This is a genomic window from Haloplanus natans DSM 17983 (assembly GCF_000427685.1).
GTDB lineage: Archaea > Halobacteriota > Halobacteria > Halobacteriales > Haloferacaceae > Haloplanus > Haloplanus natans.
The window spans coordinates 2,600,586-2,615,286 of record NZ_KE386573.1 but is presented as its reverse complement, the minus strand read 5'-3'; the positions used below and the strand labels follow the sequence as shown (position 1 = coordinate 2,615,286).

General features: G+C 51.3%; 14 protein-coding genes. 6 read left to right on the top strand and 8 right to left on the bottom strand.

The window, feature by feature from the left end; genetic code table 11:
- Window positions 1-87 precede the first annotated feature (87 nt).
- The 7 genes from HALNA_RS20265 to HALNA_RS21225 form a co-directional block, all read right to left on the bottom strand.
- The gene (locus HALNA_RS20265) at window positions 88-1,122 is read right to left on the bottom strand and encodes a hypothetical protein (RefSeq protein ID WP_157573591.1); all 1,035 of its coding nucleotides are present in this window, start codon (window positions 1,120-1,122) and stop codon (window positions 88-90) included.
- A gap of 73 nt (window positions 1,123-1,195) precedes the next feature.
- Window positions 1,196-1,609, bottom strand: a complete 414-nt coding sequence (locus tag HALNA_RS15580; RefSeq protein ID WP_049937261.1) for a hypothetical protein — start codon at window positions 1,607-1,609, stop codon at window positions 1,196-1,198.
- Window positions 1,606-3,528: a type IV secretory system conjugative DNA transfer family protein gene (locus HALNA_RS15575; RefSeq protein WP_049937260.1), complete on the bottom strand. Its 1,923-nt coding sequence runs from the start codon at window positions 3,526-3,528 to the stop codon at window positions 1,606-1,608. The genes HALNA_RS15580 and HALNA_RS15575 overlap by 4 nt, the downstream gene beginning before the upstream one ends.
- Complete coding sequence (locus HALNA_RS15570) at window positions 3,525-4,502, bottom strand: hypothetical protein (protein WP_049937259.1); 978 nt, start codon at window positions 4,500-4,502, stop codon at window positions 3,525-3,527. Before HALNA_RS15570 ends, HALNA_RS15575 begins: the two co-directional genes overlap by 4 nt.
- Window positions 4,502-7,012, bottom strand: coding sequence for a VirB4 family type IV secretion system protein (locus HALNA_RS15565; protein ID WP_049937258.1), 2,511 nt, complete (start codon window positions 7,010-7,012; stop codon window positions 4,502-4,504). Before HALNA_RS15565 ends, HALNA_RS15570 begins: the two co-directional genes overlap by 1 nt.
- Window positions 7,012-8,181, bottom strand: coding sequence for a hypothetical protein (locus HALNA_RS15560; RefSeq protein ID WP_049937257.1), 1,170 nt, complete (start codon window positions 8,179-8,181; stop codon window positions 7,012-7,014). Before HALNA_RS15560 ends, HALNA_RS15565 begins: the two co-directional genes overlap by 1 nt.
- A 6-nt stretch (window positions 8,182-8,187) precedes the next feature.
- A complete protein-coding gene (locus tag HALNA_RS21225) occupies window positions 8,188-8,409 on the bottom strand; it encodes a hypothetical protein (protein ID WP_157573590.1) in 222 nt (73 codons plus the stop codon).
- 310 nt (window positions 8,410-8,719) lie between these two features.
- Between HALNA_RS21225 and HALNA_RS20260 the strand changes: the two genes are divergently transcribed.
- Together HALNA_RS20260 and HALNA_RS20255 are read left to right on the top strand one after the other, a co-directional pair.
- Window positions 8,720-9,196 carry a hypothetical protein gene (locus HALNA_RS20260; protein WP_157573589.1) on the top strand — a complete coding sequence of 159 codons (477 nt, stop codon included), beginning with the start codon at window positions 8,720-8,722 and terminating at the stop codon, window positions 9,194-9,196.
- Between the two features lie 5 nt (window positions 9,197-9,201).
- Window positions 9,202-10,851 (top strand): M48 family metalloprotease, encoded by a 1,650-nt coding sequence (locus HALNA_RS20255; protein WP_157573588.1) that lies wholly within the window; start codon window positions 9,202-9,204, stop codon window positions 10,849-10,851.
- Between the two features lie 75 nt (window positions 10,852-10,926).
- On the opposite strand, the gene HALNA_RS15545 is transcribed toward HALNA_RS20255, so the two are convergent.
- The gene (locus HALNA_RS15545; protein ID WP_049937255.1) at window positions 10,927-11,349 is read right to left on the bottom strand and encodes a hypothetical protein; all 423 of its coding nucleotides are present in this window, start codon (window positions 11,347-11,349) and stop codon (window positions 10,927-10,929) included.
- Window positions 11,350-11,667: 318 nt separating this feature from the next.
- On the opposite strand from HALNA_RS15545, the gene HALNA_RS15540 reads away from it, so the two are divergent.
- Genes HALNA_RS15540 through HALNA_RS15525 form a run of 4 tightly spaced genes read left to right on the top strand, consistent with a single transcriptional unit; the run spans window position 11,668 to window position 14,686 of the window.
- The gene (locus HALNA_RS15540) at window positions 11,668-12,192 is read left to right on the top strand and encodes a hypothetical protein (protein ID WP_157573587.1); all 525 of its coding nucleotides are present in this window, start codon (window positions 11,668-11,670) and stop codon (window positions 12,190-12,192) included.
- Window positions 12,193-12,230: 38 nt separating this feature from the next.
- Window positions 12,231-12,419, top strand: coding sequence for a hypothetical protein (locus HALNA_RS15535; RefSeq protein ID WP_049937253.1), 189 nt, complete (start codon window positions 12,231-12,233; stop codon window positions 12,417-12,419).
- Window positions 12,416-14,113 carry a hypothetical protein gene (locus HALNA_RS15530; protein WP_049937252.1) on the top strand — a complete coding sequence of 566 codons (1,698 nt, stop codon included), beginning with the start codon at window positions 12,416-12,418 and terminating at the stop codon, window positions 14,111-14,113. The genes HALNA_RS15535 and HALNA_RS15530 overlap by 4 nt, the downstream gene beginning before the upstream one ends.
- A gap of 12 nt (window positions 14,114-14,125) precedes the next feature.
- Complete coding sequence (locus HALNA_RS15525; protein ID WP_049937251.1) at window positions 14,126-14,686, top strand: hypothetical protein; 561 nt, start codon at window positions 14,126-14,128, stop codon at window positions 14,684-14,686.
- Window positions 14,687-14,701: the final 15 nt, after the last annotated feature.

Here is a 14,701-nt window from a genome sequence, read left to right as displayed (position 1 = left end):
GGGGTCAGGCCTCCACCAATAAATGCAGCTGGGCTACAAGTTCCCCGCCTCTGAGCTGTAATGATGTATGTTAAATCATATAAGAAATTAAATTTGAGGCATTCCAATTACTGCCTCTCCGTCTTTCATGTCTTGTATGGCTTGGTTGTCTTTTCCTATTGCTGTGAGTACTCTGCTGTCGCTTTCTTGGTTGACTGTTTGGTAGCCTCCCCCGATGTTTCCATCTTCTAAGTAGGCTTGGGCAAATGCTGCATCACCGGCATTATCGAACACCCAAGCAGACTGCAAAGCACCTCTATCAACATCAAGAGTAGAAGCTCCAAGCGAAGGCCCGTACTTATCGTCAAAACCAGTAATATAGTCAAAATCTTGATCCACAAACATACCAAAGCTATCTTGCATATCTAATGCGTCTTGGGCTGCCTTCATATCCTCAGTAAAGACATCAGTTCCATAACTTTCTAACGTATCCTCTAAAGTGCTTTTCAAAGTTTCTGTAGTGGTCTCCAAACCCGCATAATCAAACGTGAAGGCGTGTCTGTTTTCACCAAGTGCATGAACCGATCCTTTTATTGGATTGAAGTATACGTCAAATCCATTCACGGGACCTTCATGTTTGTATCCTGAATCCTCAAGGCCTTGAGCAACATCCTCCTCCGAAACACCGCTAGGCAATTGGTCCACACGTAGAGTTCTTCTATGATTTGGATCCCCTCTTGAGAAAGTCTGTCTAAAGCTCTCTGGAGGCTCCTCGCGTGAATATGGCAACATTTCAAAAACCGGTCCAGTTTGCAAAACAGGCCTTACCTGATCGTATTTTTCATTCAATTGCTGAGGACTGTAAGTATCAAAACCAAGTGCATTCCCTGTTCCCTCTGTAGGAACCTGTTGTGCCCAGTTGTGGGCCATTTCTGTGATGTCGGCGTGTTCGGCTTCAGGTGTGGGTGTTGCTGTTGGTGTGGGACGCGGGGTTAAGGCCTCTGTCTCTGTAGCAGTACGTTCAGAACCACCGTTGTTTCCGCCTGTACAGCCTGCAAGGCCTGCTGTTAGTGCTCCGCCTACTGTTTGAAGAAGGTATCTACGTGTATCATCTACCGCGCCGTCATCTCGGCTGCCAGTCATGTATAGCGATTTCAGATATCAGACGTATAAAGATTGTTCAGGTGAGAAACGCTGGTGGATTAGTAAACATGGCCTACAGTTTTTGCTGGATCTGCTTCTTAAATAGTCTGAACGATTCTTTCAACTGATCTACCTGGTCCTCCAAATCTCCAACCCTCTCAACGAGCTCTCCGTGACTCACGTCCTCGTACTCAGTCACGTTCTCTGACTGAGATTCCTCCAAGTACTGCAGGCCTTTCTCGGTTAGTTCGGCTTGCTTCGGATGCTGGAACACCCGTTTCTGGCCGGCGACCACCCTCTCAACCATCTTGTCTGGCTTCTCTACAGTGAGCAGGCCGAGATCTTCCAGCTTCTCGAAGCTGTAAGAGACGTGATGGTTCTCCAGTGTAGTTTCCTCGGTGATCTTCTGGACATCGTCACGGCCCTCCTCGATATGACTGAGGACGACGTGATCCTTGTCCCGGATCTCCTGGAACTCTTCACTCATTCTCCTTCTTCGAGCAGGACACACTGCTGTTCAAGCTCAGTACAGAACCCGTCTTCCTCACGATGCAGGCAGAATGACTCCAGCTCTTCCTCAGTGTTCTCTCCAAGTGCCGGGCACTCCGGCTCAACTTTCTCGTCGTGGACTTCAAGTTCGCCTTCGATGACTTCGATCACACGGTACTCAGCGTCTTCGAGATCTTCGAACTCGGTGAATGCCTCACCGTCCTCATCGGTGTAGTAGCTGTAGCTGCCTTCGGTATCCTCGTATTCAGTTCCACGGCGGTTCTTCGGATCGTCGACGATGTTCTGTAGCTTGGCAGCCTTTCCTTCCTCGACGACGTAGAATACCTCACGGTCGTCTTCAACAGCCCTTTTCAGGTTGCGGAGGACCTTGACCGGGCGGGCCAGAGTCGAGTGTTCTGCTTCGAGGTGTGCGATATCTCCGTCCGGTAGGTGGACGTGGCCGTCCGGCTTGTCATCTCCAGTATCCTGGTACAGCAGGTTGACCTGGAAACCACGAGCTTCCAACTGCTTCTTCGCCTGGGCGAGGAGCTCGCGGTGCTTGTTTCCTCCCGCGTTGTTGCCCTTCCCGAGACTCTGCGAAGCCTTCGTCTGAGAAGTTCCCTGAGATGTGGCGACCGTTCCCTGTTCTTTGAGGTTGTCGACGTCGCTGTAATCTCCTTCCCACGGTGGATAGGTGTCGAACAAGGTAGCGGAGTTATGACTTCTCTCGCTTGGTTTCTGCACCGCAGCACGGTACTTACCCAGGCTCTTCAGGCGTTGTTTCGAGAGATCTTGGAACATCCCCGCTATCCGAGTTTCGTCCTCGCTACCAGACGGATTGAAGGCGATCTTGGTACGGCAGTTGTTGGTGACTGCACGCCTCATATCTGTAGCCAGTTGATGGAGATACTGCGTGGCGAGCCAGCAGCCGAGACGGTATTCACGGGCTTCGGAGAGGATTTTCGTGAAGTTGCTTCCTTCACCGCCGAAGTTCTGCAGCTCGTCGACGTAGAGAAGGAATGGCGTCCTCTCCTCTACGGGCTGTGTGACACGGCTCTGAGCAGCTGCCCAGATCTTCGTTATCACGATGCTGCCGACCAACTGCGAGACAGTATCCCCGACCTCACCCTTCTGGATATCGACCAGGACGATCTTCCCGTTGTTCACGGCTTCGCGGAAGTCGACTCCGGATTCTTCGGGGCCGATAACCCTGCGGATGGTCGGGTTCATCACGAAGTCGTTCAGCCGTCGCTGCAAGGGCTCCATCTCGTAGCTGGTCATGTCTTCTTTGACTCGGACCAGTTGTTCTCGGATGATTTCGTCCTCCGTCTGGTCGATGAGTTCTGTGAGGCTGTCTTGGTTGACGACGCAGCGGAAGACATCGAGCAGAGAGTTTCCGGCGTCTTTCTTGATGTTGAGGTCGAGGTGTGCCCGGAGCAGGGTTTCGAGAACGCGGCCGAACTGGTCGCCCCAGTTCTCTGACTGGCGTTTGAAGAGGTCGATGAGGTCGGAGACGATTATCTCCTTCTGGTTCTCCTTTTGTGCCTCAGACATTTCCTCGGAGACGTAGGGATCGAGGACGTTGATCGGCGTCACTGGATCATGCGCTGGATTGATGTAGATGACGTCGTCTTCACGGTCTTCCGGCAGCTTGGCGAGGAACTCGTCTATCAGGTCGCCTTTCGGATTGATGATGGCGAGGCCGTGGTCTTTCTCGGCGTCCTGTAACGCGACGTGCGTCATCATCTGGCTCTTCCCGTAGCCGGTCGGTCCGACGTTTAGGACGTGTGTTAGGCGTTTGTCGTCGCTGAGGCCGATGTTTTCCTCGACGCCGAGATCGCTTTCACGGCTGCCGAGGTACGTCGTGCTCAGGTTCTCGGTGCTCTCGATCAGGTTTTGGACTTCTTCGGGATTCATGGCTGGGCGAATTGGATGTTCTCGCGGCTGTTGCTGGGAAGCGATACGAATGCAGCAAGCTCGTCAAGTGAGGATTGGAAACGTCGGCCCCAACCACTGTAGCTTCTGTCGGCTACTGCTTGGAGGAAGTCGAAGATCCTCTGCTCTCTCAAGGCCTCAACGGTGACGGTGTCGAGGTACTGGCCGGTTTCCGGGTTCTCGTAGGTGTTGTATGCTCCTGCGAGTTCCTTGACTCGGCTCTTAGTGTATTCGTCTGCACCGATGACGGCGAACCGTATCGTGGTGTGGAACCTGCTGTTCCCGGCCTTGGCTTCGATGCTGTCGGCCTGCCGTTTCTCCCGTTTCGTTGGAGAGCGACTTCCCCAGAGCTGTTCTTTCTCCTTCTTCAGATACTGGATCTGTTTGTAGGCCTGTTTCTTCCACAGCCAGCGTTGGACTCGTTCTCCGACAACCGGCTTGAACAGGACTTGGACGACGAAACTGGTGTTCTGCATCGCGTGGCGGTGGAACGTCGAGACCAGCGAGTTGACTGGTGGCTCGTCGAAGTCCGTCCTGAATGGGTACCAGTCCCGTCTTCCTGCGGTGAGGAAGCCTCCTCCTGCTGTGGATTCTTCTCCTACTGGTAGGCCTTCGACACCGTCTCCGAACTCCACTCCTGGAACTTGATTTGAGAGCTGTGTCCGGACTTTTCGCTCCAGTCTCTTTGTGGGTGTGGAGAACTGGAACGTGAGCTTGTCAGGAGTATGCCTCCGGATTTCGAACGCGATGGTCGGTGAGGCGTTCCGAATTTTCAGCCACTTTGTCTGTAGTTCTCTGATTCCGGCGGCGAACTCTCGCAGCGTTGTAGGGACGTCCTTGTTCTTCGGAGGTCTGACCTCGATGTCGTACCACGTCCCAGTGCTGTAGCTCAGTCTCTGTGCTTGCTCCTCCGTGACTGTGATGTGGTCTTGGTAGATACGGTTTCGAAGACTCATTAGGCATCATCCCCGTGAATCGCAGTGTAGGGGTCGGAGAGGCCGAATAGAGCCCCCAGCAAGATCAGCGGGCAGACTACTTCCAGTACTCCTTGAACCATTGAACCGAAGCCGACCAACTGCTGGAGGGTGTCAACGATGACGCGTCCACTACTGACAAGGATTGCACCGAAGAGACCCGTCCCGAAGAACAACCCAGTTGCAAAGCAGGCCTTCTTCAGGTATCCGCGGTAAGGGATTTCGTCCTCAATGTCCGGCAGGGGATTATTCCAGCTACGAGCGTTACTGGAACGGAGATAGCTGCTGTTGCTCAGGGAGAAACTGGGTAGACCAGGCTTTGGAAGATTGAAGTTCGGCAGTGACAGCTTCTCGATCTTCTCACGGACATTCTTGATGTAGGCCTTCGCTTTCTCAGCCAAGCTTGAATTATCGGCGTCGCTGGTTGTCTCGTTGTAGCTGAGGTCAATGCTGCCCGTATTTTCTCTGGTTTGTTCGGGGATTTCTCCGTGTTCGATGATCGAAGCCTCAACGTCCGAGGCTTCCACATTGACACGGGACTCGAACTGGTTGCTGACTTTGAGGATTGCCTGGCTGTAATCCGTAGAGTCTTGGTCGCCTTTTGCCAAGTTGTACAGCCGGGTTTCTGCGACGTTGGAGAGTTGGAAGGCCTGTGCAGGCCTGTCATCCGCGTCTTCGTGTGCGAACAGCACCTTGCAGGGGATGTTCTTCAGGATGTCCTCTCCATCTTCCGTCCGGTAGAAGTCACTGATTGTCTGCGTGATCAGCTGTACTGCCGTGTTCGACGACCGAGCCTCACGAACCAGCGTGGATAGGACCGAAGCACCTTCCTGATTCTGCAGCAGGCGGTGTGCTTCGTCGATGACGACGATGGTCTTCGCATCGCTTTCCTGAGCCTGGCTGTAGGCCTCTTCCACACTCTGAATCAGTTCTTCAGTGTCATCCTGGATGGACGCCTCAAGTCCGAACCGGGTGACTGAGGCGTATTCTTCGAGGAAGTCCTCCAGATCTCCGTACTCTGGTTTCGGATCGATGATCTTGACCTCGAGGTTGTCGTAGACCTGTGCTGAGCGAAGGAGCAATAGCTTGGAGTGGAAGCTCTTCCCGGATCCAGTAGCTCCAGCGAGTACTGCGTGACCCGCGTTCCACTTGAACCGGTCAAGGATAACCGGTGCCTCGGTCGATTGATCGACTCCGAACAGGACACCGTTCTCGTCGACGGTCGAGGCCTGTGTGAATGGGAAGCCGGAAGCAGCGCTTCCCGCAGGCATCAGTTGGCGCTCTTCCAGCTTGTCTCTGAGCCCTGGCGTCGTTGACTGGTAGGCCTGATCCGTACGAAGAGCAGTACCTCGGTAGTTGATACCGAGGGTCTTCAACCGGTTCTCTACTTTCCTCACCGCAGCTTCGCATTCCTTCTTGCTCTCCCCGTAGGCGGTAACGTAGCAACCGTACCTGACAGGTTGGTCCTCTTGGTCGGCCAGCAGGTTCTGGAACCAGTCGACGTCGTCGAGCAATCGTTCCAGTTTTCTGCTGCTGCCGTACCCTTTCCTGACGAGGGACTGGTTCTCGGCTTCTGCCTTGTTCTCCAGTTTCTGCAGCTTGGAGACAGTATCTGCCGAGGTCTTCGGATAGATGGTTTGAGTGACGTCGATGAGTCCCTCGACTTGGAGGATCTGCGAAATCCAAGAGAAGTCTACGTCTCCGGGGTAGCCCGAAATGTACAGTGTCTTGCTACAGCTTCTTTCCTCTGATTCGGGATGTTGGATGTACCTGGGATTGATTTCGGGGCTGTCTTCGACGTCGTCGACTTCGGTTACTCTGTACGTGGTGAGGCCTCCCGAAGTCAGGTGTTCCAGGATCTCTCCGACACGGTTCGACAGTTCGCTGCGGTCGCCGTCGTCGACGCGAACTTCGAGGTAGTGCCGTGTCCGGCTGTTCCCGTCTTCCACTAAGTCTTCGCAGTGGCTTCGGTAGTCGTCTTGGAGTTCGTCGCCGTCTTCGAGGTTCTCGAAGTACTGGGCGAAACTGAACGGCTGCTGGGTGCTGTAGACCGTGACCGGGTAGTCGACAGATTGCAGCAGTTCTTGGTACAGTTTGTGGAGTGCTGCTTTCTCGCCGCCGGATTTCAGCTCCATATTGACGGGATCTACTTCGATCAATGCGGCCACGGAACTGCCCGTCTTCAGGACGTTGTCCTCGATCTCCGGCGTCTCAACTCCATTTCTGTTCTGCAGTGTCCATCGAGCGGCTTGGTACAGATTCTGGTCGAGGCTGCGTCCGTAGGGCTTCCAGAGTGCCCAGGTCGCACCGATACCTACTGCAGCTCCTGCGCCGGCGAATGCGGTGAGGGAGGGACTCGGGATTTGGTACAGGTAACTGAAGGCTGACCCGGAGGGGATTCCGAGCCTTGCCAGATCTTTGGCGTCCAGTTTTCCGAGCAGCTTCAAGGTGACTTGGTCAAGGTCCGCCGGCATCCGAACCTTCTCAGTCATCAGTCGCCACCTCCCCAATTGCTGCGGAAGCCGTTGTCAGAGGATTGCCGGCGCTTCTTCCGTCTGTACGACTTCAGACGCCGAGCTTCATCATTTGAGAGGTCGAAGTCCGTTTCTCCTCCCGTTCCCCGGCCTTGTTGGATGCGGTAGGCCTGTTTCGCTCTGCTCTTGATTCCCTGACTGACGACATAGGCCTGGCCGATAGCTGCTTGAGAAGCTCCGTAGAGCTGGTATGGGACAAGGATTAGAAGTGAGAACGCTCCCACACCGAGGATCCAGTTCGAGATGCTTGCAGTGATGCTTGCTCCGTTGCCCTGCAGCATTGCGAAGCTGAACTTCAATACGAGCATATCCAAGGGTGCCATCGCCAGTGCGGTCCACCAGCCAGCGATGAACGAATCTGCGTACCGCTTCGCCTTCGGCACACTCCAGGCCAAGGCCAACAGCGGTGAGATTGCGGCAACGAACATCAGGTACACGTTCCTGATGATGAACATCACGACGACCACGAGCAGCAACGCAGCGTTGACAACCCAAGCAAGCACTAAGCCGGTGCTCAGGCCTGCCAACTGAGTCAAACTCATCCACAATTGGTCCGGGGAAAATGCGTAGACTAAGGCGTTGCTCAGTTCGACAGCGTACTGAAGCAACGGAAGGGAAACGGTGGAGAAGATCAACGCGGCGAGAAGCCGCGGAATGATCATCCGAACCTCGTTGTACGAGACTCCGAGCAGAGGCCCGGTGATGTACAGTAGGCCTGCCGCGGTAAGTCCGAGGCCTGACAGCAGGTAGGTCACGAGCAGGACTCTGCTGTGAACTTGTTCGATGGCAGGGTTCGGGTGGACGTCCGGCGTGTGCATCAGGATGGTTGAGAGAGCGTTCAGAAGCTGCTGGGCGAGGAGTTTGAACGGGTGGAAGAGGACGGCGATTAGGATGTCTTTCAGAGTTTGGTCCCAGCTGCCGGTGAACTTCTCGAAGTCCTCAATCAGGTCGTTGATTGCCTCGACGACTCCGCTGAAATCGATGATCGGCTCATCGTCTTCTCCGCTTTGGTCTCCGCTTCCGTTACTTGGCGTCGCCGTAGTTTCTTGGTGATTTGCTGCTGCCGGAGCTGACAGTAGGCCTATACAGGCGATGACTGCGAGGCCTGCGAGTAGTATTCTCTTCATTGGCTTTTAGGTGCAGAAGCTGGGTCCGAGTTGGCTGATGAGGAAGGCGACGACCATGTTCGCGGACGCGAGGATGATGACGCCGAGGACGGTGTTTTTCGCTATTTGTTTTCCTCGGCGGACCCAGTCCTCTCCGAACGGGCCTGCGATCATCACGCCTGCTGTGGAGAGTCCGACGACGCCGAGGGAGACGCCGGCGACGAACGCCAGTGTCTCCAGCGTGCTCAACAGGTCAAACAAGGGTTGGAGGGAACTCGGGATTGTGCATCCTGAGGTAGCGCTTTGAGCGGCGACAGGATCAGTTAGAAGTATCAGTGCGATTATCGCCGGCAAGGCCTTACTCAGCCCGTATTTCAGGCCTTGGTGCAGGTTTGATTTCATCACTGCAGTAGAGTAGGTGAACCCCAGAAGGATTGATATTCCAGTAATCCTGCAGAAGAGGCAGTAATGACAGTGTCTGTTGAAATAAAAGATTCTACAAGATATCTCACGTTTCTTATTCAGGACTAAATAAGAGGCCCCGCTCAGGATCATACATATGAGCGGGACGGACCGGTTCTGGACCCATGCGGGTATCGCTGAAGTTCAGGAATATAACGGGAGTAAACAGATCCGGATTCCCGATCGTCTATTTCGAGAAGAAAGTATTCTTGAGTTGGGTTTTGATGTGCACTGGTACTATCACTCTGTGACTGGAGTAGTGTTAGTTACAAAGAACCACTTAGAAGAGGAAGAATACGAATATGTTGGATCTACCAAGTTCTCTAAAGGGGATAGCAGCTACTTATGCGTAATTCCTGCCAAGTTATTTGATGGGTACGAAGGCCGTGGTAGCCCGAAGGCTCAACCAGAGATATCGAAGAAAGTTAATCTACCTGAGGATGGTTGGTTGCACTTTATGTATCATAAGGGGATGAATAATGAAGATAAGAAGTCGGCATATATCTTGACGGAAAATCAATACAGTGACCGGTTTGATGATAGTGATCTAAGCGGAGTTCCAAGATTTAGTTAGAGGTAATGTTTGACCAGCTGTTAGTGAGAACGAAGGTAAAGGACGATATTTCAAGAGAGCATATTCTAGAGGTTTTAGAGTCTGCTGCAGAGGATCATGGCGTTAAACTAGATAGGGATTCTTTAAGCGCAATAGATCAGACTTTTCGGGGCCGTTTGGTAGGATTCAAATATGATTTTGAAATAAAAATCAGTGACGGGCATTTTCTTGTCGAAGAGCAGATATCAACATCTATTGTTTGGCACTTGCTCTGGATGCTCCCGCTTGTATTCTTTGGAAGCTATACAATATTTTCTTTTAAACTAACTCCGGTTTCTTTGGTGCTCTCATTATTGTCTATAGTTATGGTTCTACTCTGGGTGACCTGTGCTGAAAGACAGAAGTCACTCCTGTTGTCGGGTAGAGGTGAGTTCAGAGATCTAGAACAGTTTCATACAGTGTATATATTCACTCCACTAATTTCTAGTATTCTCTTAGTAGGATGCTTTATGTCGAACAGTTCTGGCTATGAATCTCTAAACGGCCTATTTTTCTCCGTATTATTAGTTACTGTAGCTCTTAACTTTATTTTATTAGTATTTGACAGATTTTTCTCTGTCTTTAGATTTGAGTACAGTTTCTCACAGAGCAATCCCAGGCAGATCACTCCATTAATTTTTGCAGTAACTGCGTCTGGTCTGATGATAGGATACTTTGCTTTTGGTCCAGATATAATCATAAATCTTCAAAATCAAATGAGCCTCTACATTTTGGTCGGCGTTCTATCTCAAAGAATCGCGATTTTCCTCACATCTGCCCTTGTTTTGTGGGTTTTAGTCATCTATATCAAAATGGAAGGGGTCAATGATTACTTCGATTTTATCGAAGATTACAGGACAGCAGGCAGTCGTAAAGCTCAGTTCTTAGCTATCGGTTTCTTCCCAGTTCTCTTTTATACCTTGACGTACGCCGCGGTTCGAGTCTTGCAGCGATACATCTTGCCCAACCTAGTACATGATCCTCTTCTTGCCGCAGCCATGCTAACCAGTATATTTCCCGTCCTGTACTTTCCAGCAGGGATATTTTATCAAACTATAGCTCACTTCTCCAAGATATACCGGCTTTTTCGCAACTCAAATTCTGAGTCCGATGTTTGTTCTCCACAAGCCGAAATACGAAGCTGGAAAACGAAAGACTCCAGCTATCAGGCGGCCAGCATCAGTACAGGATTCAAGAACTATATTTTTGTCACAGAGGATGCGTTGAATGATCTCGACAAACCGCTTATTCAGGCTGTAATTGCGCATGAAGAGGCTCATATCCGAAACGGCGAGGCCTTTCTCAGTTTCTATATTCCTATCCTCTCTCTGATTACGTTAACCGGGAGAAATATCTTCTACAGTTTCGTGAATTATAGGCATCGGGAACTCCAGGCAGATAAGAGAGCTGCCGATATCGTAAGCGAAGAGGTTGTTATCGCTTCCCTTGAACGGTTCGGAGGGAACCCGGGAGATCCAAAGACAACTACCAGTCTACTTCCTCTAAGCGGGTACTCGAATGGTGACGGCCTTCACAACTACTTTGACCTTTTCTTCGGCAATTACGCTATTCGAAAAGCACATCCAAGTATCGAGGAACGGATTGATAATTTAGAGTGTGAACTACCCCTGCCTTGAATCGAAAATTCGAGGAAGGGGCTCTCTCAGCCAAACTGGTAGAAAGGGGAAGTGATTTCTGATGAAGAGGGAACGTTAGAGAAGTTCCTCTAAGCTCCGGCTTTCCTCGAGCTCTCGAAGTTCTCGGACCAGGCTCCGTTTCTCCTGTAGGAGATCCTGCTTGTCCTCCCACACAGCTTCTTTCGCTTTCCGTTTCTCTCGGTAGAGTTCTTTCAGTCTTTCTCGAACCTGCACGTCATCGTTTCCAGGTCTTCTCTCTGCAGAGTCTAACCGATCCTTCTGCCTGAAGATCTCAGATTCAATAGAGTCTATCTTCTCTTCGTGGATCTCTTCCCTTTCGTTGAGCTGCCGGTAGATCTGTTCCAGTTGCTGTTCCAACCGTTCCTTCTCGTTGCGGATGCTTTGTTCGAGGAATCCGTCGATCTCGTTCCAAGAGGAACTGTCGTAGATCTCGTAATCGACGGACTCAGAAAGATCGTAGTCCAGATAGCCCGGCATAACGAGAATAACCCAAGTAGGAATTAAGAAGCTGAGGCCGACCCACCCACCAACACGCTTTAAAAAGCGCTGAAGATTCAATTATACGTGAGGAATATTATTGTGATACCTCACCAAAATCCTATAATCTACCGACCCTGCAAGATCTGTGATGAAGACGTCCGACTCTCCATGGAAGATTTTCAGTCCAGCAACCAGCGCATCCAGTGTACGGTCTGCAGCTATATCTACAGGTGACTCTGTATCGCAGCCAAAAGCATCGTCTATCTTCTGTACAAGCTACTGAACGGCCTATTCACGGTCCTCAAGGTCGGGAAGTTGGCTGTCGTCAAGTCCTTTGCACGGGTTAGGACGTTGCTTTCTTCGAATATGGGTTTCTGGAGTTGGCTTACGCTTGCCTCTGTTCTTGTCTGGGAACACAAGGATGCTCTTCGAGAAGCGATCCAAACGGGGGCTGTGAAACCTGTTGTTGTCTCGTATGCGTTGCAGCTTGGGGAGAGTATTCAGACTGTGATCTCGGTTCTGCAGCAGGTTCCGATGGCTCATGGATGGGAGTATCTCACGTTGCTAATCACGGCTGTAGGCGCTGCTGCCCATGTTCTCTGGTACTTCAAAGCAGGATACATCGTAGCTGCGTGGTTTGACCCGGATGTTTCTCCGCTTCTTGTTTGGGGGCTGATCGGTATGAATTACTTCGCTATCGTCTTCGCGGTAACAGGCTGGCTTCCGGATGTTGGGACGCTGAAGGCCTTAACGAACGTCTTGGAGCTGGTTCAGTTTGAGAGATTGAATCCGTTGATGGATCCAGGGAATGCTACTAACCTGACGAACTCAACAACATAGTTGTTTAAAAGCACTAATTGACAACTAATCTAATAGTAATGCCGGATGGCTTCCTGCTCCCTTTTGAAATAGAAAGAATGGAGATCTGGGAGAGAAGCCAGAATAATCAAAAACTTGTCACAGTACCAGCTGACTCCGACTTTGAGAAGGGAGAAGAAATAGCAATCATCCGCACGGACGACCTGAAAAAGCTAATCGATGTACCTAACGAGGATGACTTCGAATGAACTACAAGACGACAATAGCTGCATCTCTACTTCTACTGCTTTCAGGCCTTGCAGCAGCAACACATACCGACCAGATTCAAGCAAACCCTACGAACAAGACTGTACTCGCCACAAACAGTACGATCAACGGATCAAATATCTCCACCAATACATTCTCCTTCCCGGTCCGAACTGAGAACAATTCCATCGTAGCGGATATCCCTCTCTCAATCCCAGTAGGGGCCTACGATGGAAGAGTCGAACTGGAGAACAATTACAGCCACAATTTCACAGTCCAAGTTCTGCCCTATGTCGACTGGACTCTGACCCCAGACAGGATCGAGGATACGGTCAATGTCGGGACTTCTGGCAAACTCACTGGACAGAGAGTTTCTCTGACCGGGAACACAAATACTACAATAGATATCTCGCTCACCGGGAACGTCTCGGAGTACCTCCAAGTAACCGACGAGGTCAACGTCTACCCTGAAATCAACTCCTCAATCGTACTGCAGTACAACGTGCGTGAAACAACAGAATACGGACTGTACAACGGAACCCTGGTTCTCAACGGATCCTACAACAATTCTCAGCAGGTACCTGTCCGTCTCCAGTTCAAGGACAACGTTACACCAGTCATTCAGGACGTGGAGACACCGGGTTTCACCGCTACGTTCCCGGAGAACTTCACGGTCAAGGCCTCAGACAACCTCAACATATCCACCGTCAAAGCAGAGATCCTTAACGAGACCACGGTGCAATCCGGGAACACGACCAAGACGGTGAACGAGACGGTAGAGACACTGTCCTTCACAAAAATCGAAAACACGCAGAAGTGGACCGCAAAACCTCCCTCAGACACACCGGGAACATTCTACGTTGACGGCTACGTCATCGACGGCGCAGGAAACAGAGTCAACTTCACCTCGAAGTACACAGTCGAGAAAATCGACGCCGTCCAAGTCAACAACTCAATCTCGCTTCAAAACTACCGGGTAGAGTCAGAGATCGTCGAGAAGATCGGAGAGATAGACAGAGAGACACAGGTCCAGATCCGGCTCGAATCCTTCAGCCAGCCACTGCAAAGCCCCAACGAAACGTGGAACCTTGCGATCAAGACACGGAACGGCGAGAAGTTCCTGAGAAACGAGAACCACTCAGTGACGGTTGAAGGCCCTACACCAGTCTACCTCAAACTGTACGGTGACACTCCGGAAAGATTCAATGGACGGCTCAGCTTCGAAGGCGTCAAGCAACACGTCTCGATTGATGATGTCCGGTTCAACGGTCAATACCTGCAGTGCAAGGTTCCAAAGAAAGAGGTGATCACAGTGTTCGACCGGAATGTTACTTACAGTCCGGTAAACAGCGATAACTGCGAAAAATCGGGGTGGATGGTCTCATACTTTATCTCAGCAGATACGGTGCCGATTGGCTCTAATCTCAAGCAGAGTGCTCGAGTCTTCATTCCGGAACAGGTTCAGGAAGAAGCAGAGGAGTTCCGTACAGAAGAGAAAGAGAGGCTGAAACAGAAAGCTGCGGACAACGCTTTCTGGGGCAAGGTCTTCCTCGTATTCGGATTGTTCGGCTGGGGAGCATTCCTCTGGGAGCGCAGGGTCGGACCATCGTTCTACTACACACGTCTCAAAACCACAGATATACTTTCAACAGATTTCCTCGGAGGAGACGATGATGAGGACGGTATCTTCGGGTGACTAAATTATACTATGGCAAAAGAACCATTCGTAGTCGACCTCTTTTTTGGCGAATACTTCGGCGGCCACACCGGTGAAATGGAAAGGCCGGAAGAATACCCAGAACGGGTAAAACCTGAAATAAGGCCTATGGGGACCAAAGGCTCAGAGATCTACTCGCGGCCGAAGGCCTTCCCACACCCTCTTGACGAGGAGGAAAATATCGAGGAATACCGGACTGATGCCGGGTTCCGGGTTATGGTGCTCAGGCCTACGAAAGATATCCCTGAGTTTCCCGAGGAAAAATTCAAGCGGACTATCGGCTATCAGATGAACGAGGATCTGGAAGAGAAGATAGCAGGTCTCCAAGAAGAGATAGATGGCTTAGAGAAGGAGAAAGGAACAGCAGAGAAGAAAGCTGACGATCTTCGTGAGGAACGAGAGGAATGGGAGAAGAAGGAAGCTGCCAAATCTTCGAGCTCCAGCGGCATCGAATGCGATGACTGCGGTAGCACGAATCCAAAATCTCGGTGGAAGGACAACGACGGCTACTGTCCAAGTTGCAGCGACGTAGCCCTTGAAGACGCTATCTAGAAGGTGGTTTCCTAA